The 21900-nt window shown below is 69.8% G+C and carries 24 protein-coding genes; 5 read left to right on the top strand and 19 right to left on the bottom strand.

The features are described from left to right. Positions 1 to 19: 19 nt before the first annotated feature. The 4 genes from AB0H78_RS06760 to AB0H78_RS06775 are packed head-to-tail and all read right to left on the bottom strand — an operon-like array spanning position 20 to position 1710. The gene (locus AB0H78_RS06760) at positions 20 to 778 is read right to left on the bottom strand and encodes an MnhB domain-containing protein (protein WP_363233173.1); all 759 of its coding nucleotides are present in this window, start codon (positions 776 to 778) and stop codon (positions 20 to 22) included. Then, positions 775 to 1053 (bottom strand): DUF4040 domain-containing protein, encoded by a 279-nt coding sequence (locus AB0H78_RS06765; protein WP_363233174.1) that lies wholly within the window; start codon positions 1051 to 1053, stop codon positions 775 to 777. Before AB0H78_RS06765 ends, AB0H78_RS06760 begins: the two co-directional genes overlap by 4 nt. After that, positions 1046 to 1495: a monovalent cation/H+ antiporter complex subunit F gene (locus tag AB0H78_RS06770; protein WP_363233175.1), complete on the bottom strand. Its 450-nt coding sequence runs from the start codon at positions 1493 to 1495 to the stop codon at positions 1046 to 1048. Before AB0H78_RS06770 ends, AB0H78_RS06765 begins: the two co-directional genes overlap by 8 nt. Before the next feature lie 11 nt (positions 1496 to 1506). Next, on the bottom strand, positions 1507 to 1710 hold the full coding sequence (locus AB0H78_RS06775; protein WP_363233176.1) for a hypothetical protein: 204 nt from the start codon (positions 1708 to 1710) through the stop codon (positions 1507 to 1509). 150 nt (positions 1711 to 1860) lie between these two features. On the opposite strand from AB0H78_RS06775, the gene AB0H78_RS06780 reads away from it, so the two are divergent. After that, positions 1861 to 2118 (top strand): Rho termination factor N-terminal domain-containing protein, encoded by a 258-nt coding sequence (locus tag AB0H78_RS06780; protein ID WP_363233177.1) that lies wholly within the window; start codon positions 1861 to 1863, stop codon positions 2116 to 2118. Between the two features lie 19 nt (positions 2119 to 2137). Here the strand turns inward: AB0H78_RS06780 and AB0H78_RS06785 are convergent, their stop codons facing one another. The 10 genes from AB0H78_RS06785 to AB0H78_RS06830 all read right to left on the bottom strand — a co-directional run bounded on the left by AB0H78_RS06785 (position 2138) and on the right by AB0H78_RS06830 (position 11869). Continuing rightward, positions 2138 to 2722, bottom strand: a complete 585-nt coding sequence (locus AB0H78_RS06785; protein ID WP_363233178.1) for a hypothetical protein — start codon at positions 2720 to 2722, stop codon at positions 2138 to 2140. Next, a complete protein-coding gene (locus AB0H78_RS06790) occupies positions 2722 to 3858 on the bottom strand; it encodes an ROK family glucokinase (protein WP_363233179.1) in 1137 nt (378 codons plus the stop codon). Before AB0H78_RS06790 ends, AB0H78_RS06785 begins: the two co-directional genes overlap by 1 nt. Before the next feature lie 25 nt (positions 3859 to 3883). Further along, positions 3884 to 4702 (bottom strand): ATP-binding cassette domain-containing protein, encoded by an 819-nt coding sequence (locus AB0H78_RS06795; protein WP_363233180.1) that lies wholly within the window; start codon positions 4700 to 4702, stop codon positions 3884 to 3886. After that, positions 4699 to 5736: an ABC transporter permease gene (locus tag AB0H78_RS06800; RefSeq protein ID WP_363233181.1), complete on the bottom strand. Its 1038-nt coding sequence runs from the start codon at positions 5734 to 5736 to the stop codon at positions 4699 to 4701. Before AB0H78_RS06800 ends, AB0H78_RS06795 begins: the two co-directional genes overlap by 4 nt. Further along, positions 5733 to 6713, bottom strand: coding sequence for a sugar ABC transporter substrate-binding protein (locus AB0H78_RS06805; RefSeq protein WP_363233182.1), 981 nt, complete (start codon positions 6711 to 6713; stop codon positions 5733 to 5735). Before AB0H78_RS06805 ends, AB0H78_RS06800 begins: the two co-directional genes overlap by 4 nt. Before the next feature lie 103 nt (positions 6714 to 6816). Further along, entirely contained in the window at positions 6817 to 7818 is a 1002-nt protein-coding gene (locus AB0H78_RS06810) for a sugar ABC transporter substrate-binding protein (protein ID WP_363233183.1), read from the bottom strand. Positions 7819 to 7934: 116 nt separating this feature from the next. Further along, positions 7935 to 8687, bottom strand: a complete 753-nt coding sequence (locus tag AB0H78_RS06815) for a GntR family transcriptional regulator (protein ID WP_363233436.1) — start codon at positions 8685 to 8687, stop codon at positions 7935 to 7937. 55 nt (positions 8688 to 8742) lie between these two features. Next, positions 8743 to 9591 (bottom strand): carbohydrate ABC transporter permease, encoded by an 849-nt coding sequence (locus AB0H78_RS06820; protein WP_363233184.1) that lies wholly within the window; start codon positions 9589 to 9591, stop codon positions 8743 to 8745. Beyond that, positions 9588 to 10532 (bottom strand): sugar ABC transporter permease, encoded by a 945-nt coding sequence (locus AB0H78_RS06825; RefSeq protein ID WP_363233185.1) that lies wholly within the window; start codon positions 10530 to 10532, stop codon positions 9588 to 9590. The genes AB0H78_RS06820 and AB0H78_RS06825 overlap by 4 nt, the downstream gene beginning before the upstream one ends. Next, positions 10532 to 11869, bottom strand: coding sequence for an ABC transporter substrate-binding protein (locus AB0H78_RS06830; protein WP_363233186.1), 1338 nt, complete (start codon positions 11867 to 11869; stop codon positions 10532 to 10534). Before AB0H78_RS06830 ends, AB0H78_RS06825 begins: the two co-directional genes overlap by 1 nt. A 209-nt stretch (positions 11870 to 12078) precedes the next feature. Between AB0H78_RS06830 and AB0H78_RS06835 the strand changes: the two genes are divergently transcribed. From AB0H78_RS06835 to AB0H78_RS06845, 3 genes are all read left to right on the top strand, one after another. Next, a complete protein-coding gene (locus tag AB0H78_RS06835) occupies positions 12079 to 13095 on the top strand; it encodes a LacI family DNA-binding transcriptional regulator (protein ID WP_363233187.1) in 1017 nt (338 codons plus the stop codon). Between the two features lie 131 nt (positions 13096 to 13226). Next, the gene (locus tag AB0H78_RS06840) at positions 13227 to 15182 is read left to right on the top strand and encodes a cellulase family glycosylhydrolase (protein WP_363233188.1); all 1956 of its coding nucleotides are present in this window, start codon (positions 13227 to 13229) and stop codon (positions 15180 to 15182) included. A gap of 64 nt (positions 15183 to 15246) precedes the next feature. Next, entirely contained in the window at positions 15247 to 16251 is a 1005-nt protein-coding gene (locus AB0H78_RS06845) for a Gfo/Idh/MocA family oxidoreductase (protein ID WP_363233189.1), read from the top strand. Here the strand turns inward: AB0H78_RS06845 and AB0H78_RS06850 are convergent. Together AB0H78_RS06850 and AB0H78_RS06855 are read right to left on the bottom strand one after the other, a co-directional pair. Beyond that, complete coding sequence (locus AB0H78_RS06850) at positions 16241 to 17449, bottom strand: cytochrome P450 (protein WP_363233190.1); 1209 nt, start codon at positions 17447 to 17449, stop codon at positions 16241 to 16243. The two genes, AB0H78_RS06845 and AB0H78_RS06850, sit on opposite strands and share 11 nt — an antisense overlap. Positions 17450 to 17462: 13 nt before the next feature. Beyond that, positions 17463 to 17882, bottom strand: a complete 420-nt coding sequence (locus tag AB0H78_RS06855; RefSeq protein ID WP_363233191.1) for a PaaI family thioesterase — start codon at positions 17880 to 17882, stop codon at positions 17463 to 17465. An 89-nt stretch (positions 17883 to 17971) separates the two neighbouring features. On the opposite strand from AB0H78_RS06855, the gene AB0H78_RS06860 reads away from it, so the two are divergent. Then, positions 17972 to 18748 (top strand): hypothetical protein, encoded by a 777-nt coding sequence (locus AB0H78_RS06860; protein ID WP_363233192.1) that lies wholly within the window; start codon positions 17972 to 17974, stop codon positions 18746 to 18748. On the opposite strand, the gene AB0H78_RS06865 is transcribed toward AB0H78_RS06860, so the two are convergent. Genes AB0H78_RS06865 through AB0H78_RS06875 form a run of 3 tightly spaced genes read right to left on the bottom strand, consistent with a single transcriptional unit; the run spans position 18711 to position 21791 of the window. Beyond that, the gene (locus AB0H78_RS06865; RefSeq protein ID WP_363233193.1) at positions 18711 to 19895 is read right to left on the bottom strand and encodes a cytochrome P450; all 1185 of its coding nucleotides are present in this window, start codon (positions 19893 to 19895) and stop codon (positions 18711 to 18713) included. The genes AB0H78_RS06860 and AB0H78_RS06865 overlap by 38 nt on opposite strands. 4 nt (positions 19896 to 19899) lie before the next feature. Continuing rightward, complete coding sequence (locus AB0H78_RS06870; RefSeq protein ID WP_363233194.1) at positions 19900 to 20580, bottom strand: response regulator transcription factor; 681 nt, start codon at positions 20578 to 20580, stop codon at positions 19900 to 19902. Further along, the gene (locus tag AB0H78_RS06875) at positions 20577 to 21791 is read right to left on the bottom strand and encodes a histidine kinase (RefSeq protein WP_363233195.1); all 1215 of its coding nucleotides are present in this window, start codon (positions 21789 to 21791) and stop codon (positions 20577 to 20579) included. Before AB0H78_RS06875 ends, AB0H78_RS06870 begins: the two co-directional genes overlap by 4 nt. Positions 21792 to 21900 lie beyond the last annotated feature (109 nt).

Raw genomic sequence — 21900 nt, forward strand, 5'->3', positions numbered from 1 at the left:
CGGTCGTCTCACGCTCGCTTCACACTCCCTGTTCGTCGTGTTCCTCGCCGGGCTCCACGATCTCGACGGCCTGGTCGAGGAAGCGTGCGAGCAGCACGACCACCGCGCAGGCGACCTCCATGCCCACTGCCGCGTTGAGCAGCGGTACGAATCCGCCGGAGGCCAGGGTGTTGAACGTGCCGTACGGGAGAAGGGTGTTGGCCAGGAATGCCGAGCCGCCGATCAGCCCGGCGACGCCGATGACGACGTAGGCGCCCTCGGCCACGGCGTCCCCCACCTCGTACAGCCCCAGGGGCCGGATCCGCTCCAGGGCCCGGTAGTCCACGCCGATGTAGAGCAGATGCACCGCGGTCGCCAGGACGACCCCGCCCTGGAAGCCGCCGCCGGGGCTGAGCTGCCCGTGGGCGACGACGTAGAGGCCGACGAGGACGGCCACGGGCAGCATGGCGAGCGCGTAGCGCCGCACCGGAGGGGCGACACGGGCGGGGGCGGGCGGGACCTGGCGCTCGTCACGGGTCTGGCGCAGCAGGACGACGGTGCCCAGGACCGCGGCGAACAGGATGCTCTCCTCGCCGAGGGTGTCGAAGGCACGCTGGTCGAAGTTGACGGCGGAGATCACGTTGGAGGTGCTGCGGGCGAGCGCGGCGTGCGTGGCCCGCTCGCCGTAGGGGTGGAAGACGCCCCCGAATGCGGGGAGTTGAAGGCAGGCGGCGACGAACAGGGCGGCCAGGCCCGCGCCGCCCACGCCCAGCACCCACATCCGCAGCCGTCTGCTCACCGCTCCGCGCCCTTGTCGTGCTGGTCGTGCCGGCCGTGTCCGCGGCGCCGTACCTTACGTACCGAGAGCAGGATCAGCAGCGGCGTCAGCGCCGAGCCCACCGCCAGCTGCAACAGGGCCACGTCGGGCGCCTGCAGGACGGTGAACAGCACGGCCAGCGTCAGCCCGAGCACGGCGAGGACCAGCGCCTGGCGGGCCGGATCACGGACCGCCACGGCCGCGGTCGCCGATGCGGCGACGAGCAGCAGGGACACGACGATCAGCGCGTCAGTCACGGCGCCCTGCCCGGGATGCGCCGGGGAAGCCGCCGGACAGGGCACGGGATGCGATCACGTTCCCGGTGGCCAGCAGTGCGCCGATGACGAGCAGTTTCGCGGTGGTCCTGCCCGGTGCGGCGGCCGTGCACAGCAGCACGGTCACCGCGCCGGTCGCCACGGCGGCTGCCACCGTCAGCGCTCCGGCCGCCGGCGGGATGCCGGTCAGGTCCTCGGCGAGCAACCGGGCGTAGACGAGGGTGCCGACCGGTCCGAGGACGGCCAGCACGAGTGCGAGATCGGCGTACGAGGGCCGTTCGTACCCCTGGGCGAGGAGGAGCAGGACGAGGCAGACCACGGTGGTGCCCATGTTCTGCGCGACGACCCGGCGCCCGAGCGGCCCGGTCGCCACGCCCCACACCACGGGGGCGACGCCCGCGCCGAGCAGCACGGTCGCGCTCATGAGCCATGCGTTCACCGGGCGGCCGCCGCACGCCGCGCGCCGACCGCGGCGAGTGCCGCCAGCAGCGCGCAGCAGCCTCCGACGATCACTTCCAGCGTGTCCACCTCGCTGATCAGGACGAGCCACAGGGCGCCCAACACCACCCACCACCCGAGGACTTCGGCGGCCGGACCGGCAGCACGCCTCAGCGGTCCGCGGTGCTCCGCGATGGGCATGGGCGTCCTCCTCGACGTGACGTGTGCGTGGACCGACGGGTGCCCGGCAGAACTGAAGCAAACCAGGCCCTCGCCTGGCATGCCCCGGGGACACGGGGTAGACGTGGAGGAATCAGGTTTGTCCCTATGGCCGTGCAGGAGTGAGACGTCGTGCCGACACCGCAGATCAAGGACGAGAAGACCTATCAGGCGCTGCGCCGCGAGGGCGCGGGCAAGGAGAAGGCCGCACGGATCGCCAACAGCGCCGCCGCCACGTCACGCAGCGCGGTCGGGCGCAAGGGCGGCAAGGCCGGTGCGTACGAGGGCCGCACCAAGGAGGACCTCTACGCCGAGGCGAGGAAGATCGGCATCGAGGGGCGTTCGAAGATGACGAAGCAGGAGCTGATCGAGGCACTGCGCAGCCGCTGAGCCACGCGGACGCGAGGCGTCAGGGCCTGGTCGCCGAGACGACGTACACCATCGGGCTCGCCGGCTGCGTCAGGTCGACGGTGATGTTCACCGTGGGCTGCGGGTCCTTCTGCGTGAAGGTGGTCCCGGCCCACGTGCGGTCGGCGGGGAAGGTCCAGCCGACCACCTCCGCGTCGCTCGCGCTGATCGTCACCTCGCCGTCCTTGAGGGCGGACGTGGCGGTGCCGACGCCCTTCATGAACTGGTCGAGGCCCGCGGCCGTCGTACGGAACTGGGTGTAGAGGCGGCTGACTTTCCAGTTGCTGGTCTCGTAGTAGCCCGTGGAGGTGGATCCCGCCGGGACCGGGACGTCGTAGATCGAACGCTGGACGGTGGAGGGACGCCCGGGCAGCAGCCCGGTGGCGGCGGCCTCCTTCTCCTTGTCGCGGCCGCTCTGGCGGCTCTGCTCGGCGGAGATCAGCAGATAGCCGGCCGGTACGCCCACCAGCAGCACGATGATCAGGAGCGTGATCACCCGGCGGCGGATCACATGCCTACGGTCCTCGGGAGGCTTGCGTCCGGGCTCGTCCGGGGGCGAGGACTGGCGCGGCACCGATGTGGTCATCACGCGGATCCCCCGGCCGTACGGGAGGTGCGGGCGTAGCGCTCGGCGCGCTCCACCCGCCGCCGGTTGGCGCGGCGGAAGCGGCGGGCGATCAGCCGGGCCAGGTCGGCTGCCCCGACCATGCCGGCCTCGGGGCCGAGCTCCGCCTTCACGATGCGAGCTTCGGGGCGGTAGCCGCGGCCGGTCAGCTGGCGCTTGAAGGCGTCGCGGGCGGGGCCGATGAGGAGGTCGTCGGCGGCGCTGACGCCGCCGCCGATCACGAAGCAGGCCGGGTCGAGGGCGGCGGCCAGGTTGGCGATGCCCACCCCGAGCCACTGGCCGATGTCCTGGAAGAGCTCGATGCACATCGCGTCGCCCTCACGGGCGAGCTCGGTGATGAGTGGTCCGGTGATCTCGGGGATGGAGCCCTTGACGCGCTCGATGAGGTTGTACGCGACCGGGGAGTCGGCGGCGGCGAGCTCCCGGGCCTCGCGGACCAGGGCGTTGCCGGAGCTGTACTGCTCCCAGCAGCCGCGGTTGCCGCAGGGGCAGCGGTGGCCGCCGGGGACGACCTGCATATGGCCGAACTCTCCCGCGACCCCGTACTTGCCGCGCTTGACCTGGCCGTCCTCCAGGATCGCGCCGCCGATACCGGTACCGAGCGTGATCATGACCAGGTGGTCCTCGCCGCGTCCCGCGCCGAAGCGCCACTCCGCCCAGGCGGCGGTGTTGGCGTCGTTGTCGACCATGACGGGGACCGCCAGGCGGGCCTGGAGTGCGTCGCGCAGCGGCTCGTCGCGCCAGGCCAGGTGGGGGGCGAAGAGAACGCGCGAGCGGTCGGCGTCGACCCAACCGGCCGCCCCGATGCCCACCGCGTGGACGTCGTGGCGGTCGGAGAGGTCCAGGACGAGCTCGGTGATGACGTCCTCGACGACCTTGGCGCTCTTGGACTTGTCGGGCGTCTCGGTCTTGATCCGCTCCAGGATCACACCGTCGGCGTCGACGACGCCGGCCATCACCTTCGTACCGCCGATGTCGATGCCGACCGTCGGGACCCGTGGTGCCGTGAGGTGCGAACGGCGCTCGCGGGTGCCGACGGTCCTCAGGACGGTGGCGCGGGCGGAGCCTCGGTGCGCGAAGTCGCGGTACGTACTCATCGGGCCGATTCTGCCATCCGCGACATCACGAGGCGTCCGGGGACTCCTTGGGGGACCCCGCCGGGATGACGTGGGCGCGCTGCAGCTCGTGGCTGAGTTCCTCCAGCTCGCTGCCGCCCGCCATCTGGCGCGTCAGCTCGTCGAGGGTGATCTCGTCCTTGGTGTAGCTGCCGAACATGGTGCCGCGCTTGAGGAGCACGAACCGGTCGCCGACCAGGTGGGCGTGGTGCGGGTTGTGCGTGATCAGGACCACGCCGAGGCCCTGGTCGCGGGCGGCGGCGACGTACTTCAGGACGACGCCGGACTGCTTGACGCCGAGCGCCGCGGTCGGTTCGTCGAGAACGAGGACCTTGGCGCCGAAGTGGACGGCGCGGGCGATGGCCACGCACTGGCGCTCGCCACCGGAGAGGGTGCCGATGGGCTGGTCGACGTCGCGCAGGTCGATGCCCATGCGGAGCAGTTCGGCGCGGGTCGTCTCGCGCATCTTCTGCACGTCGAGACGCTTGAGGGGGCCTGCGCCCTTCGTCGGTTCGGAGCCGAGGAAGAAGTTCCGCCAGACCGGCATCAGGGGGACGACGGCGAGGTCCTGGTAGACCGTGGCGATGCCCTTGTCGAGGGCCTCGCGCGGCTTGGTGAGGGTGGTCTCCTCGCCGTCGATCCGGAAGGTGCCCGCGTCGTGCTGGTGCAGACCGGCGATGATCTTGATGAGGGTGGACTTGCCCGCGCCGTTGTCGCCGAGGACACAGGTGATCTCGCCCGCGTTGACGAGGAGCGAGACGTCCTCGAGGGCCTTGATGTTGCCGTAGTACTTCGCTACGCCGTCGAGTTCGACAAGAGCAGTCATCGGGAAGCCTCCGCTCGCTTGCGTACCCAGGCGTTCAGCAGCGTGGCCAGGAGCAGCATCGCCCCCAGGAAGAACTTGAACCAGTCCGGGTTCCACTCCGCGTACACGATGCCCTTGCTGGTCATGCCGAAGATGAACGCGCCGACCGCCGAGCCCACAGCGGAGCCGTAGCCGCCGGTGATCAGGCAGCCGCCGATGACGGCCGCGATGATGTACGTCAGCTCGTTGCCGACGCCCTCGCCGGACTGCACCACGTCGTAGCTGAAGAGCAGGTGCTGGCCGGAGATCCAGGCCGCGAAGGCCACACCCATGTAGAGGCCGATACGGGTCTTGACGACCGGTACGCCGACCGCGCGGGCCGCGTCCGCGTTGCCGCCGACCGCGAAGATCCAGTTGCCTGCCTTGGTGCGCAGCAGGATCCAGGTGGCGACGACGATCAGAGCCGCCCACCACAGGATGGTCACCTTGAGGTTGACCGAGCCGATGGTCCACTGCGAGGCGAAGACTTCCTTCGCCGAGGAGAAGCCCTGCATGTTGCCGATGGACTTCGTCGAGACCGTGCCGCTGATGAGCTTGGTGAAGCCGAGGTTCAGGCCGGTCAGCATCAGGAACGTGCCCAGCGTGATGATGAAGCTGGGGAGTTTGGTGCGGGTCAGCATGAAGCCGTTGAAGGCGCCGATGAGCAGCGTGACCAGGAGGGAGACGAAGACTCCCACCCAGACGTTCGCGGTCATCTGGTAGCTGAACATCGAGGAGATCAGCGCGGAGCTGGTCACCAGCACACCGGCGGAGAGGTCGAACTCGCCGCCGATCATCAGCAGGGCGACCGGGACCGCCATGATGCCGATGGTCGACGCCGCGTAGAGCACGGTGGAGAGGCTGGAGAGCTGCAGGAAGCTGTCCGCGACGATCGAGAAGAAGATGAAGACCGCGATCGCGCCGACGACCGAGCCGAGCTCGGGGCGGCCGAGCAGTTTGCGCAGGGGCGAGGGCTTGAGCAGCCGTTCGTCCACCGGTGGTGCAGTCGTGCTCATCGAGTCCCCCGCTCCGTGTACTTCTCCAGGGCCGGCGCGTCTTCCTTGGTGATGATCTGGGGTCCTGTGAGGACCGGCTTTCCGCCGCCGAGCACATTCAGGTTGTACTTGTAGAGCCAGATGAGGTCCACGGCCTCGTACCCCTGGAGGTACGGCTGCTGGTCCACGGCGAAGCCGAGGGTGCCGGCGGTGAGTGCGGTGGCGACCTTGGCGTTGAGGTCGAAGGTGTCGACCTCGGCCGAGGAGTCCGCGGTCTGCTTGGCCTGGACGGCGGCGTCCGCGAAGGGCGCGCCGAGGGTGACGACGGAGTCGATGGACTTGTCGGCCTGGAGCTTGGCCTCGATGGAGGCCTGGACGTCCGGCATGTTGGTACCGTCGACGTACAGGTTCTGCATCGTGCCCTTGAAGGTCTTCTTCGCTCCGGCGCAGCGCTGCTCGTGGCCGACGTTGCCCTGCTCGTGCAGGACGCAGATCGCCTTCTTCTTGCCGCGCCCGTTCAGCTCGGTGCCGACCGCCTCGCCGGCGATCGTCTCGTCCTGGCCGATGTGGGTGAGCGCGCCGAACGCCTTGGAGACCTCGGAGCCCGAGTTCACGGTGATGACCGGGATGCCGGCCTTCGTGGCCTTGGCGACGATGTCCTTCATCGCGTCGGGCTTGGCGAGCGTCACGATCAGACCGTCGACGCCCTTGGAGATGTAGGAGTCGACGAGCTGGGCCTGCTGCTGGCCCTCGTCGCTGTGGGCGTACAGGAAGTCGATGTTGTCCTTGGCGGCCGCCTGCTTGGCGCCGTTCTGGACGATGTCCCAGAACGTGTCGCCATCGCCCGAGTGGGTGACCATGGCGACCTTCCAGCGGGGTGTGTTCACCGCCGCCTTGCCCGATGCCGCCTCGGCGGCACGCTCCTCGGCGCGCTTGCCGCCGGTGCTGCTGCATCCCGCGAGGGACGCCCCGAGGACCGCCGCCAGCACCGCGCTCACCGCGCGTACTCCTGTCCGAACCCTTGCCACGACGTGGTGCCCTTCTTGTTTCCCCGTACATCTCGTGCGGGCCAAGTATGGGTCACGTGAGGTCGAGGGGCCGTCATCGGGTACCGGCGGCGGTGTACTTCTCCAGTGCGGGTACGTCCGTCCTGGTGACGATCGTGGGGCCGGTCAGGACCGGCTTTCCGCCGCCGATGACGTTGAGGTTGGTCTTGTAGAGCCACAGTTCGTCGATGGCGAGGTAGCCCTGGAGGTACGGCTGCTGGTCGACGGCGAAGCCGATCGCGCCGGACTTCATGGAGGCGACGACCTTGGCGTTCAGGTCGACGGTGTCCACCTCGGCCGACGAGTTCGCGTCGCCCTTCGCCTTGACCGCGGCGTCCGCGACGGGCGCGCCCAGGGTGACGATGACGTCGGTGTCCTTCTCGGCCTGGAGCTTCGCCGTGATGGAGGAGGTGACGGCGGGCGTGTTGGTGCCGTCGACGTTGAGGTTCGAGATGCTGCCCTTGAAGGTCTTCTTCGCTCCTGCGCAACGCTCTTCGAGCGAGACGTTGCCCTGCTCGTGAATGACGCAGACCGCCTTCTTCTTGCCCTCGGCGTTGAGCTTCTCGCCGATCGCCTCGCCCGCGACGGTCTCGTCCTGGCCTATGTGGACGAGCGCGCCGAGTTTCTGCGAGAACTCGGCTCCGGAGTTGATGGTGACCACGGGGATCCCCGCCTTGACGGCTTTCTTGACCACGTCGCTGACCGCTTCGGGCTTGGCGAGCGTGACGATGATCCCGTCGACCTTCTGGTCGATCGCGGCCTGGACGAGCTGGGCCTGTTCCTTGCCCTCCTTGTTGGCGGAGTACAGGAACTGCACGTTGTCCTTGGCGGCCGCCTGCTTGGCACCGCTCTGGACGATGTCCCAGAACGTGTCGCCCTCACCGGAGTGGGTGATCATCGCGATCTTCAGCCGAGGCGTGGAGACACCTTTGCCGCTGCTCTGCTGCGACGGCTTCGGCTCGGAGTCCTTGCCGCCCGAGCTGGAACACCCGGCGGCGGCGAGTGCGAGCGCGGCGACGAGGAGCACTGACGCGGTGCGGGTACGGGTCGTACGCATGGGGTCCGCCTTCTCTCCCGGCCGCCGGGTTGCGGCAGAGGAGTTCTAACGGCGGGCGCGCTGCCCCGTCAATGGTTTGTCAGAACATTCTTACGAACCCGGCACTTCTCAGGGTCTCAGGGGCGGACGAGGAGCTGGAACTCGAAGGCGTAGCGCGAGGCCCGGTAGGCGTGGGTGCCGAACTCGACGGCCCGTCCGTTGGAGTCGAAGGTGGTGCGCTGCATGGTCAGCAGCGGCGCCCCGTCGGCCTCCTCCAGCCGCAGGGCCTCGGCTCCGGCGGCGGCGCGGGCGCCCACCGACTGGCGGGCGCTGTGCAGGGTGATGCCTGCCGCGCGCATCATCCGGTAGAGCCCGGTCGCCTCCAACTGGGCGGTGTCCAGGGCCAGTAGACCGACGGGGAGGTAGTTGCAGAGGTGCGCCATCGGCTCGTCGTAGGCGAGCCGCAGGCGCTCCACGTGGTGGACCTCGCTGCCCTCGGGGAGCGCGAGGGCGGCCGCGATCTCGGCCGTCGCAGGGACGGTGTCGTTGCACAGGACGCGGGTGGTGGGGCGCTGGCCGGCGGCGAGGAGGTCGTCGTACAGGCTGCTCAGTTCGAGGGGGCGCTTGATCTGGCTGTGGACGACCTGGGTGCCGACGCCCCTGCGGCGTACGAGCAGGCCCTTGTCGACGAGGGACTGGATGGCCTGGCGGACGGTGGGGCGGGAGAGTCCGAGGCGGGCCGCGAGGTCGATCTCGTTGCCGAGGAGCGATCCGGGGGTGAGCCTGCCGCGCTCGATGGCCGCCTCCAGTTGCTGGGCGAGCTGGAAGTAGAGCGGGACGGGACTGGTGCGGTCCACGCCGAGTTCAAGACTGAGCGCGGGGTCGGCCATGGGTTTGGACACGGGGCGAGCGTAGCCCTCGTCCGGTTGTCAGGACAAAGGGTCGTCACTTGGTCGCTCCGCGCGTGAAGCCGTTGTAGATGTAGCGCTGCAGGAAGAGGAAGACCGCGAGGGTCGGCAGGATCACCAGGACCGCGCCCGCCGAGATGATCTCCCAGTGCGCGCCGAAGGGGCCCTTGAAGCGGAAGAGCGAGGTGGAGATCGTGCCGAGGTCGTCGGACGGCATGTAGAGGAAGGGGATGTAGAAGTCGTTGTAGACCGTGATGCCCTTGATGATGACGACCGTGGCGATCGCCGGCTTCAGCAGCGGGAAGATGATTTTCCGGTAGATGGTGAAGGCGTTGGCCCCGTCGAGGCGGGCCGACTCGTCCAGGGAGATCGGGATGCCCCGGATGAACTGCAGAAAGATGTAGATCGAGACGATGTCCGTGCCCATGTAGAGGGCGATGGGCGCCCAGCGGGTGTCGAACATGCCGAAGCTGTTGACGATCTGGAAGGTCGCCACCTGGGTGGTGACCCCGGGCACCAGTGTCGCGATCAGGAAGAGCGCGACGACCAGCTTCTTGAAGCGGAACGTGAACCGGTCGATGGCGTACGCCGTCATGGAGCCGATCAGCACCGTGCCGGTGATGGAGAAGAGGAGGATGAACGCCGTGTTGCCGAAGGCCGACAGCATCCGGCCGTCCTCGAAGGCCGTGACGTAGTTCCCGAAGTTCAGCCAGTCGTGCGGCAGGGTCAGCGCCCCGTCGGAATCCGCCATCTCCTGCGCGCTCTTGAGGGAGGTCAGGAAGACGGCGGCCAGCGGGAGCAGGACGACCAGGGATGCCGCGACCAGGGACGCGTAACGCAGCGTGGAGGCCGTCCTGTTCACGCCGTGGGCGGTGTGCGCGCTCATACGAGGTCGACCCTTTCGTCGGGGACGAGCCGGCGCTGCACCCAGGTCACCGCCAGGATGATCAGCAGCAGCACGATGGCGGCGGCCGAGGCGAGCCCCGTCTTGTTGAACTGGAAGGCGAGCTTCACGGTCTGGATGACGAAGGTCTGCGTGCCGGTCGCGCCGCCGGTCATGATGTACGGGATCTCGAAGGCGGAGAGAGAGCCGGAGATCGACAGGATCACGGTCAGGCTCAGGATCGGCTTGATGCTGGGCGCGATGATGTGCCGGAACTGCTGCCAGCGATTGGCGCCGTCGAGCTCCGCGGCCTCGTACAGATCACCCGGGATCGACTGGATCGCCCCGAGGAAGAGCACGAAGTTCAGGCCGAGGTAGCGCCAGACGGACACCCCGGCCATGGAGCTGTTGGCGGACTCCGCCGTGCCGAGCCACGCGCGGTGGCCGTCGGCGCCGAAGAGGCCGAGGACCGTGTCCAGGGTGCCGCCCTCCTGGAAGAAGTAGAGGAAGACGAAGCCGATGGCGACACCGTTGATGAGGTACGGGAAGAACAGCAGCCCCTTGAAGAGGTTGCGGAAGCGGATGTCGAAGCTGAGGATCGTGGCGAAGTAGAGCGCCAGGGCGATCTGCACGACGGACGCGGCCAGGTAGTAGAGGCTGACGAAGAAGACCTGGAACAGCTCGGGGCGGGTGAAGAGTTCGGTGTAGTTCTCCGCCCCGGTGTAGTGCAGTTCGGGGCTGATGCCGTCCCAGTCCGTGAAGCTGTACGCGATCATGTTGGCGACCGGGGCGTACGTGAAGACCCCCAGGAGCGCGAGCGGCGCGGCGAGGAAGAGCCAGGGGGTGACCGAGCGCCAACGCCGGGCGCGTGCGGGGGCTTTGGCCGGGGCCGGACGGGCTGGCCGCCGTACGGGAGGAGCCTGGTGTGCGGTCGTCTGTGCCATCACTGCCCTGCGGACTTCTGCGCGGCGGTCCAGCGCTTGGAGAGGTCGGCGAAGAACGACTCCAGGCTCTGCTTCTTGGCGCCGCGGGCGATGTCGACCAGGTTCTGCCGGTAGTCGGGCTTCTGCAGACCGATCTCCGACTCGTTGTCGACCGTGTTCACCTGCGCCCCCTTCGTCTGGTCGAGCTCGATGAACTTGACCCCCGCGTCCTCGTACGGCTTGAGGATCGCGGGCAGCGGGGCCGACTTGAGCGGCGAGATGGTCAACTGCGAGTCCGCGTAACCCGACTTGTCGGTGAACCAGTCGATCCAGGCGCGGGCCGCCTCCTTGTGCGAGGAGTGGATGTTCACCGCCTGGTTGTAGTCCGGCGAGGTGACCGGGCAGTACTTGCCGTCCACCTGGGCGGGGAAGGGCATGAAGCCGATGTCGTCGGGGTTCGTGCCGACGCTCTTCGCGGCGCCCTGCATCTGCACGGTCGCCCAGGAGCCGAGCCACATCGTGGCGATCTCGCCCTTGGCCAGCTTGGTCTTGGACGCCTCCCAGGCGGTGGTCGTCGGATCCTTCTCCGCGTACCCGTCGTGCACGATGTCGTAGAGCAGGGTGTCGATGGTGCGCAGCTCGCCGCCGTTCTTCGCCCAGGGGTCGGTGGTGGTGAGCTTGTTGTTGGCCTGGACGTCGCAGCTCAGCGAGCCGTTGGCGAAGGTCCAGGCGGTCATCGGCCACTTGTCCTTGAAGTTCGTGTAGTACGGGACCGACTCCGTCTTCGACTTGATCTGTTTCAGGTCGGCGAGGAACTCGGCAGGTGTGGTCGGCCACTTGGTGATCCCGGCCTGGGCCCAGACCTTCTTGTTGTACGTGAAGCCGGGGATCGAGCCCATCGGGCTCTGTCCGTACGTCTTGCCGCCTACCGTGGTGAACGCGGTGAAGCGGTACTTCTTGCTGCGCTCCGCCTCGGTACCGAGGGACGCGAAGAACTTGGGGTAGTCGTCCTTGGGGATCACGCCGGGGATCATCAGGACGTCGCCGTAGTTCTCCGTGTTCATCCGGATCTTGACCTCGCCCTCGTAGTCGGTGATGGCGTCGAACTTGACCGTCACCTTGGGGTAGATCTTGTTGAACTCGGCCGCGTACCGCTTCATCGTGCCGTCCTGCACCAGGTCGGTCTTGTGCGTGAGGACGGTGATGGTCCCGGAGACCTTGTCCGGGTCCGTGGGGGCCTTCGCGTCCGCGCCCTTCGTGCTGCCTCCGCTGCCGGTGCAGGCGGCGGTCAGCAGCGCGGTGGCGACCAGCGCGGCGGCGAACGTCGTGGTCCGTGTCCGTATCCGTATGTGCACCATGGCTGTTCCCTAGCTCGTCGTGGCACGGATGGAGGGCCGAACGGCGGTCCGCACGCCGTCGGTGCCGTGAAATTAAGGGCGTTGCAAAGCCGGAGTCAATGCCGGTGCATTGCTTTTCTGCTCGGCGATGTCCGACGATGTCGAGCATCATTCCCTGCCGTCTACTGAACCGGATTAGTCGAAATGAATCGAACTCCCAGGTCCCGCACGTGAAGCGGCCCACCATGGCGGACATCGCCCGTCGCGCCGGGGTCACCAAGGGCGCCGTGTCTTTTGCGCTCAACAACCGTCCTGGCGTCTCCGAGCCGACCCGCCGCCGCATCCTCGCCATCGCCGAGGAGCTCGGCTGGCAGCCCAACAGCGCGGCCCGCGCGCTCTCCGACGGCAGGGCTGGGGCGTTCGGCCTGGTCATCGACCGGCCCGCGCGCACGCTCGGCCTGGAACCCTTCTTCATGCAGCTGATCTCCGGCATCCAGTCCGAACTCATCAGAGATGCAACGCCGTTGGTGCTCACCATGGCCGAGGACCAGGAGGCGGAGGTCGCGCTCTACAAGTCGTGGTGGGCACAGCGCCGGGTGGACGGCGTGTTCCTGGTGGATCTGCAGGCCGACGACGCCCGGGTGACGGTGCTCGAACAGCTCGGTATGCCGGCCGTGGTGATCGGCGCCCCGGTCGGCACGGGCGCACTGCCCGCGGTCTGGAGCGACGACGCGGCTTCCGTACGGACACTGGTGAGCCACCTCGCCGACCTGGGACATCGCAGGCTGGCTCGGGTGGGCGGGCCTCAGCGGTTGCGGCACACCGTGATCCGTACGACCGCCTTCGACGCGGCGGTACGGGAGTTGGGCCTCTCCGGGCGCACGGTGGAGACCGACTACAGCGGGGAGGCGGGCGCCGCGGCCACCCGGGAGCTGCTGTCGGGAGGGCCGGCAGCACCCACGGCGATCATGTACGACAACGACGTCATGGCCGTCTCCGGCCTGGCCACGGTCCAGTCGATGGGGCTCCAGGTGCCCTCCGACGTCTCGCTCGTGGCCTGGGACGACTCCGCCCTCTGCGAGCTGGTGCACCCGCCGCTGACCGCCCTCAGCCGAGACATCGCCGGATACGGAGCGCATGCGGCGCGGCTGCTGCGGGCGGCGGCCGGAGGCCTTGAGGTGGCGGACCTCCAGGACCCGGCCCCACGGCTGACGCTGCGGGGAAGCGTGGCCGCGCCGACCAAGTAAACTGGTATATCGAGGGGTTGACGCTAAACCGGTACAGCGGTTCACTTCGATGGACAGCGCGGCACGCCCGTCCGCAACGGGCCGCGTCCGTCATGCCAGCTGCCTTCAGCGCCCTCAGGGAGAATTCACCGATGGAGCGTCCTGCTGCCCGCATTCCCGCTGTCCGCAATCCCCTTGGCCACTCCCCCGCCGCCTGGCTGGGCGCCAACTTCTGGTCCCGCGCCGGGGGCCCGCTGATGTGGCGCTCGTACGACGGGAGCACCGTCACCGAGGAGCTGCGCGTCCTGCACGAGCACGGGCTGAACATGACCCGGTCGTTCTTCTACTGGCCCGACTTCCACCCCGAACCGCACCGCGTCGACGACGTCCTCTGCGACCGCTACAAGGACTTCCTCGACCGCCACCTGGAGCTCGGCATGACCACCGTGCCGACCTTCATCGTCGGCCATATGTCCGGCGAGAACTGGGACCCCGTCTGGCGCGGAGGGCGCGACCTCTACACCGACGTCTGGCTGGTCGCCCGCCAGGCGTGGTTCGCCCGCGAGATGGCCCGCCGCTTCAAGGACCACCCGGCCGTCGCGGGCTGGCTGATCTCCAACGAGATGCCGATCTACGGCGCCGAAGGGGCATCGCGCGAGTCGGTCGCCTCCTGGGCACAGATCCTGGTCGACGCGGTGCGGGCGAGCGGCGCCACCCAGCCCGTCTCGCTCGGCGACGGCGCCTGGGGCCTGGAGAACTCCGGTCACGACAACGGCTTTTCGCTGCGCGACACCGCCGCGCTCACCGACTGGCTCGGCCCGCACGTCTACCGCATGGAGGACGACGTGGTGCGCCAGCACTACGCGGCCGCCTGGGTCTGCGAGCTGACCGGGAGCTTCGGCCGGCCCGTCGTCCTGGAGGAGTTCGGGCTGACCTCCGACTTCGCCTCGGGCGCACACGCCGCCCGCTACTACCGCCAGGCCCTGCACAACTCGCTGCTGGCCGGCGCGACGGGCTGGATCGCCTGGAACAACACCGACTACGACACGCTGCGCGAGCAGCCGCCGTACAGCCACCACCCCTTCGAGATGCACTTCGGGCTGACCGACTCCGAAGGCACCCCCAAGCCACAGCTGCTCGAACTCCGTGACTTTGCCGGGGTGTTGAAGAGCGTGGACTTCGACCGGTGCACGCGCGCCGGGACGGACACGGCGCTGGTCGTCTCCTCTTACCTGGACACGCTCTACCCCTTCACCCGGCCCGAGGACCGCAGGCATGTGGAGCAGACCGGCCGGCAGGCGTGGATCGCGGCCCGGCTCGCGGACGCTCCCGCCGCTGTGGTCCGCGAGAGCAACGGGCTGCCGGAGGGGCACCGGTTGTATCTGGTGCCCGCCACCAAGCAGTTGCTCGCCTCCGGCTGGTTCCGGCTGGAGGAACTGGCGCGCGGCGGGGCGACGGTCTATGTCTCGTACTGCGCGGGAAGCCACGACGAACAGCGCGGCCCCTGGTACGCGCACCTCGATCAACTCTTCGGCGTACAGCATCAGCTGGAGTACGGGATGGTCAACCCGATCGAGGACGAGGAGACCGTGCTGACCTTCCGGCAGCCCTTCGGGAACCTCCCCGAGGGCGCCGTCCTGACCTTCCGCACCGCGGGCACCGACAGCAGCAGATCCTTCCTCCCCGTGGAAGCAGCCGGGGCCGAGGTGCTGGCGACCGACGGCCGGGGCCGGCCGGCGCTGCTCCTGCGCCGGGTCGGCACCGGGAGCGTCGTGCTGTGCACCTATCCGCTGGAGCACATGGCGGCCGTCACCCCGAGGGTCAATCCGGAGGCGACGAGCAGGCTGTACGACGCCCTCGCCGCGCACGCGGGCGTACGGCGCCCGGTGACCGTCGACGACTCCAGGGTCGCCGTGGACCTGCTGCTCCACGAGGACGGCCACCGTTTCGTCTGGCTCGTCAGCCAGTGCCCGGAGGAACTTCGCGTGAAGCCGGTCGTCGAGGCCGGGCACCGGTTGTCGCAGCTGACGGGCGGCGCGGCGGACACGGTGCTGCTGGAGCCGTACGGGGTGGTGGTGCTACGCCTGGATGCCGCGACCGCCCCTTAGCCCACCGGGAGTTTGTCAGGACATACCGTTGACAGGACCGGTCGGGCGACGGCACGTTGGGGCCATGCGTATCGGACTCATCGGCACGGGACGGATCGGCTCATTCCATGCGGGCGTGCTCAGCGCCCACCCCCGCGTGGACACCCTGGTGCTCGCGGACACCGACGGGGCGCGGGCGGTGGACGTGGCGCGCAGGACCGGCGCGAGCGCCGCGGATTCGGTGGACGAGCTCCTCGCCTGGGGCCTCGACGCGCTGGTCATCGCCTCCGCCACCTCCTCTCACGCCGAACTGATCGCCCGGGCGGCCCGGCTGGAGATCCCCGTCTTCTGCGAGAAGCCGATCGCCCTCGATCTGGCCGGGACCCTGGCCGCGCTGCAGGAGGTCGAGAGGGCGGGGAGCGTTCTCCAACTGGGCTTCATGCGGCGCTTCGACGCGGGATACGCCGCGGCGCGCGAGCTGGTGCGGTCCGGGGCGCTCGGGCGACTGCACACCGTACGCGCCATGACGTCCGATCCCGCACCGCCGCCCGCCGCGTATCTACCGCTGTCCGGCGGGCTCTACCGCGACTGCCTGGTCCACGACTTCGACATCCTGCGGTGGGTGACCGGCCGGGAGGTCGTGGAGGTGTACGCGACCGGGTCGGACGCGGGGCCCGCGATGTTCCGCGCCGCCGGGGACATCGACACGGCCGCCGTGGTGCTGACCCTGGACGACGGGGTGCTCGCCACGGCCACCGCGACCCGATGCAACGGAGCGGGGTACGACGTCCGCATGGAGCTCGCCGGGGAGCTCGACCAGATCGCGGCCGGGCTCGACGACCGTACGCCGCTCACCTCGGCCGAACCTCAGGGCCCGCCGCCTGCCGACAAGCCGTGGCCCGGCTTCCTGGAGCGCTTCGCCCCCGCCTATGAAGCCGAGTTGGACGCCTTCCTGAGCGTCGTACGGGGAGAGCTCGCCAACCCCTGCGACGGCCGGGAGGCCCTGCACGCCCTGCGCATAGCCGAGGCGTGCGAGCTCTCCCGGCGCGAGCGCCGCCCGGTGCGGGTGGCGGAGATACCTACCAGCTGACGGGCAGCGCGTGCGGGCCCCGGATGAGCATGCCCGTACGCCAGGAGACCGCCGCCGGGTCGATGTCCAGGGCGAGGTCCGGGCAGCGCTCCAGGAGGGAGCGGATCGCGATGCGGGCTTCCAGGCGGGCGAGCGGTGCGCCCAGGCAGTAGTGGATGCCATGGCCGAAGGAGAGGTGGCTGCGCGCCTCGTGCCGGGCGATGTCGAAGCGGTCCGGGTCCTCGTAGCGGGCCGGGTCGCGGTTGGCGTCGGAAAGCGCGACCAGGACCAGTTCGCCGCCGCCAGGAATCACGGTGCCGCCGATGTCGAGGGGCTCGGTGGTGAAGCGGTAGGTCGGCGTCTCCACCGGGCCTTCGTAGCGGAGCATCTCCTCGACGGCCTGGTCGATGAGGCCGAAGTCGGCGCGGAGTGCGGCCAGTTGCTCCGGGTGGGTGAGCAGGGCCAGGACGCCGTTGGAGATGAGGTTGACCGTCGTCTCGTGGCCGGCGACCAGCAACAGCCAGGCCATACCGAGGAGTTCCTCGCCCGTGAGCCGGTCGCCCTCCTCGTCCGAGGCGGTGATGAGCGCGCTCATCAGGTCGTCGCCGGGCTGCTCGCGCTTGGAGGCGACCAGCCGGGAGAGATACGCGGGCATGGCCTTCACCGCGGCGGTACGCGCCTCGGGGTCGGTCGAGGAGATCGCGGTGTTGGACAGCTCGCGGAACGACGCCCGGTCGAGGAAGGGGACGCCGAGCAGTTCGCAGATCACGCCCATGGGGAGCGGGAAGGCCAGCGCGTCGACGAGATCGGCCCTGCGGTGCGGGGCGGCGAGCATCGCGTCGAGGAGACTTTCGGTCATCTCCTGGATGCGCGGGGTGAGTTGCTCGATGCGGCGGGGCGTGAACGCGCGGGTGACGAGCCCGCGCAGCCGGGCGTGGAACGGCGGGTCGGAGCTGAGCATGGTGCGGCCCGAGGCGACCTGCGCGACGCCGAGTGCGGGCGAGGCGTTGCGCCACTCCTTGGAGAGCCGGGGGTCGGCGAGGAGCGCGCGCCCGGCCTCGTATCCGACGACGAGCCAGGCGTCGGCGCCCTCGGGCATCCGGATGCGGTGGACGGGGCCGGCCTCGCGGAGCTTCGCGTAGACGGGGTACGGGTCGCGGGTGAAGTCCTCGCCGAGCGCGGCGAGATCGACTATGGCGGCGGGGGCATCGGCGGTCACGGGCGGCGTCCTCTCAAGACGACTGTGCGGACAGTACGGTGCCTTGCGCGACGGCGCACAGGGTCTCGGCGCCGTCCTCCTTCACGGTGAACAGATCGCAGCGGGCGGTGGCCTGGCGTCGTCCCGCGTGGACGACTTCGGCGCGGGCGACGAGGCGGAGGCCGGTCGCGGGCCTGACGTACTGGATGGAGAATCCGCTGGTCAGGACGGCGGGACCGAGCGCCGAACCGGCGGCGAAGGTGAGCGCGTTGTCGGCTGCGTACGCCAGGACCCCGCCGTGCAGAAAGCCGTTCTGCTGGTGCAGCTCCTCGCGGATGCCGATCTCCAGTACGGCCTTTCCGCCGCCGAAGGCGGTGATGCGGGCCTGGACGAGACGGCTGAACGGCTGGCTCTCCAGGGCCTTGCGGGCCATTTCGAGATCGAACTCCTGCATGGATCGCCCCTCCGCATGATCGGTCGGCCCACCCTAACTCCACCGCGTACCGGCGCACTTCTACTCTGGTGGCGGGGAGGCGAGGCCAGGTGTTCCAGCGGTGGTGGTTCGTGGGGCAGATGCGTCCGGGCGGTGGCGCGGGCCCGGTGCGGGGGAAGGGGCCGAGCAGGGAGGCGCAGCACCTGATCATCGAGGAGTGGGAGGCCGCGTACGAGCGGTTGCAGCGGATCGCCGCCGAGCGGGTGGCGGCGGTGGGGGATGTTCTGCGAGAGGCCGAACTCCCGTCTGGTGAGCAGGAGTTGGATGCCGTTGCTCGGCGCGACTACCAGTGGGCCCTCGATGCCTTCGCCGCTGCGGGGAAGGTGCTCGACGAGGCGGGCGATCTGCCGGACCTGGCCGCCGCGGCGGTGCTCGCCGAGCGGGCGCTGGAACGGTTCGCCGCCGTCCACGCCCGGCTTGCCGGGGCGGCGCATCCGCCCAGACCGGCCGAGCGCTGCTACTACAACCCCTTGCACGCGGCCGCCGAGCGCCCCCACCGCCCCGAGAAGCGCAGCGCCAGGCGCCGGGTGAGGCCGCGGGAGGCCGCCGCGGACCGCAGACCCGGCTGCGCGTCGTGCCGTAAGGCGATCCTGGCGGGGCAGGCCCCCGATGTGCTGCCCGCGCTGATCCCGGTGAAGGTCTCGCGCCTGCGCACGGCCCGGGTCCTGGTCCCGTACTACTCGGTGCCGCAGAAGTGGTCGCTCTGGTCGCTCTCGGCCTGTGGGGCGTACGGGGACGAGTGGCCGGCGCTCGTGCTGCAGGGCGAGCACCGCAGGAGGCGCCCCAAGATCACCAGCGCACCGGCAGGCGGCGCACGCCGCGCATGAGCATGCCGGGGATCCAGTCGTACGGGGCGCGGTCGGGGTCCAGGGCGAGGTCGGGGCAGCGTTCCAGGAGGGAGCGGACGGCGATGCGGCCCTCCATGCGGGCGAGCGGCGCGCCCAGGCAGTAGTGGATGCCGTGGCCGAAGGCCAGATGGCCCTGTGCCTCACGGCGGATGTCGAAGCGGTCGGGGGCGTCGAAGCGCGCCGGGTCGCGGCCGCCCGCGGCGAGGACGACCAGGACGGTCCGGCCCTCCGGGATGACCGCGCCGGCGATCGGGACGGGTTCGCGGGCGAAGCGGAAGGTGGCGCCCTCGACCGGACCGTCGTAGCGGAGCATCTCCTCGACGGCGTTGTCGATGAGACCGAAGTCGGCGCGCAGGGCGGCCAGTTGATCGGGGTGGTCGAGCAGTGCGCGCACGCCGTTGCCGATCAGGTTGACGGTGGTCTCGTGCCCCGCGACCAGCAGCAGGAAGGCCATGCCGATGAGCTCTTCGGAGGAGAGGCTGTCGCCGTCCTCGTGGCCGGTGGCGATGAGGGCGCTCAACAGGTCGTCGCCGGGGGTGGTGCGGCGTTTGTCCTCGACGAGTTCGGCGAGGTAGGCCCCCATCTTGCCGACGGCCTCGCCCTCCGCGTTCGGGTCGGTCGGGGCGACGATCTCGTTGGACCACCTGCGGAAGGTGTCACGGTCCAGGTCGGGCACGCCGAGCAGTTCGCAGATGACGGTCATGGGCAGCGGGAAGGCCAGCGCGTCGACGAGGTCGGCGGCGCGGTCCGGAGCGGAGAGCATCGCATCGAGAAGTTCGTCGGTGACCTGCTGGATACGGGGCCTGAGCGCCTCGATACGGCGCGGGGTGAACTCCCGTGCCACCAGCTTGCGCAGCCGGGTGTGGTGGGGCGGGTCGGACTCCAGCATGTTGGCGTTGACGGGGCTGTCGGCGAAATCCCAGTCGTTGTTGGCGCGCCAGTCCTTCGACAGCCGGGGATCGGCGAGGGCGGCCCGTGCCGCCTCGTGGCCCACCACCATCCAGAAGCTCATGCCGTTGCGGTGGACCACTTCGTGAACGGGCCCTGACTCGCGCAGTTTCGCGTAGTACGGATACGGATTCGCGACGAAGTCGTCGCCCCACGTGCCGAGATCGTTGTCCGCCATCGCATCAGCCTACGTGGCCGCCTCCGTCGAGCACTCCCGCGTCGTGGACCAACAGCGCGATCTGGACACGGTTGTTGAAGCCGAAGCGCGACAGGATCCGCGAGACGTGCGTCTTCACGGTCGGCACGCTCATATAGAGCCCGGCGGCGATCTCCGCGTTGGACTGCCCCCGCCCGACCGCGACCGCCACCTCCCGCTCCCGCTCGGCGAGTTCGGCCAGCCGGTCGCGTGCCCGGCCCTGCCGGTCGTCGGGGGCCGCGCCCGCCACGTGCGACATCAGCTGCCGTGTCACGGCGGGCGAGAGGACCGGTTCGCCGCCCGCCACGCGCCGTACCGCCGCGACGATCTCGGTGGGCGGCGTGTCCTTCAGTACGAATCCGGCCGCCCCGGCCCGCAGCGCCCGCAGCACCTGTTCGTCGGCGTGGAAGGTGGTGAGGACGATGACTTCGGGTGCGTCGGATTCGGCGCGCAGGCGTTCGGTGGCCGTCAGCCCGTCGACACCCGGCATCCGGATGTCCATGAGGACGACATCGGGCCGCAGCCGGGCGACCGCGTCCGCCACCTCGCTGCCGTCGGCCGCCTCCCCCACGATGGTGATGTCCTCGGCGCCGCCGAGCATGAGGGCGAGTCCGGCGCGTACGAGCGGGTCGTCGTCGACGATGAGCAGCTGGATGGTGGTGGTCATGCGGGCCACGGTAGCCAGGCGCCGACGAGGAAGCCGCCCTCCCCCGTGGTTCCGTGGTCGAGACGGCCGCCCGCGAGGGTGGCGCGTTCGGTCAGCCCGATCAGTCCCTGCCCGGATCCGGGGACCTTCTCGAAGTCGCCGACGGGGGCCGGATTGTGCACCTCGACGGTGAGCCCGTTGCCCCGGCTGCCCTCGACGGTGACGGTGACTTCCGTTCCCGGCGCGTGTTTGCGGGCGTTGGTGAGCCCTTCCTGCGCGATCCGGTACGCGGTACGGCCGGTGGCGGCGGGGACCGTCTCCGGGTCGGCGACCCGGAGTTCGAGTGCCACCTTCATCCCGGCCTGCCGTGACTCGGCGACCAGCGCCTCAAGGGTGGCCAGGGTGGGCTGCGGACGGTGCTCGTCGCCCTCGCCCGGCGCCCGCAGCACCCCGATGATCTCGCGCAGGTCCTGGAGCGCCTCGTGGGCGCTGTCACGGATGACGCCTGCCGCTCTGGCGACCTCGGCGGGCGGTGCGTCAGGACGGAATTCGAGGGCGCCCGCGTGCACGCTGAGCAGCGTCAGCCGGTGTGCGAGGACGTCGTGCATCTCGCGGGCGATGGCCTCACGTGCGAGCCGCTGGGCCTGCTCGGCACGGAGGTCGGCCTCCGCCTCGGCGCGCCGGGCCCGCTCCTGCAGTACGACGAGGAGCTGGCGCCGGGAGCGTACGGCCATCCCCCAGCCGATCACCAGCAGCGTCAGCAGCGCCCCGATGAGCGTCGCGGAGAGCCAGCCCGACGTCGGGTCGGGGCGCAGCCAGGTGCCCACTCCCCCACCGATCACCGAGGCGATCCCGATCAGCGCGACCGGCTTGAACGACCGGTGCACGGCCACGCCGAACAGCGCGACCAGTGAGGCGCCGGCGACCAGTGGTGCGATCACGTTGAGGGCGACGAGCCCGACGGCGATCCCGACCGGCCACCTCCTGCGCAGCCACAGCGCACAGCAGCCCAGGGCGCCCGCCACCTGGTCGGCGAGGGTGACGAGGTCGGAGTTGTTGGCCTCGGAGAGGGTGTCGAGGACCAGGATGCCGATCCCCGCGGCGATCAGGAACGCCGAGATGTCCACGATCCAGTCGCGGGCGGTACGGCGCGGCTGTCGCTCCCCGTCGGTCGACGAGACCGGATCGGCGAGGGCCGAGGGGAGCAGCCAGGGGTATTCCGGACGCGTCATATCGACAAAACTACGCACGTGGCGGCGCTGATGGGAGTGCTGATCACGGAGTGGAGACCAAAGTTTCCCCGGCTCAGCCTTTCGGACCGGGCAAGGCACCCGAAGGCCG

This window comes from Streptomyces sp. NPDC050738, assembly GCF_040654175.1.
Taxonomy (GTDB): Bacteria; Actinomycetota; Actinomycetes; order Streptomycetales; family Streptomycetaceae; genus Streptomyces.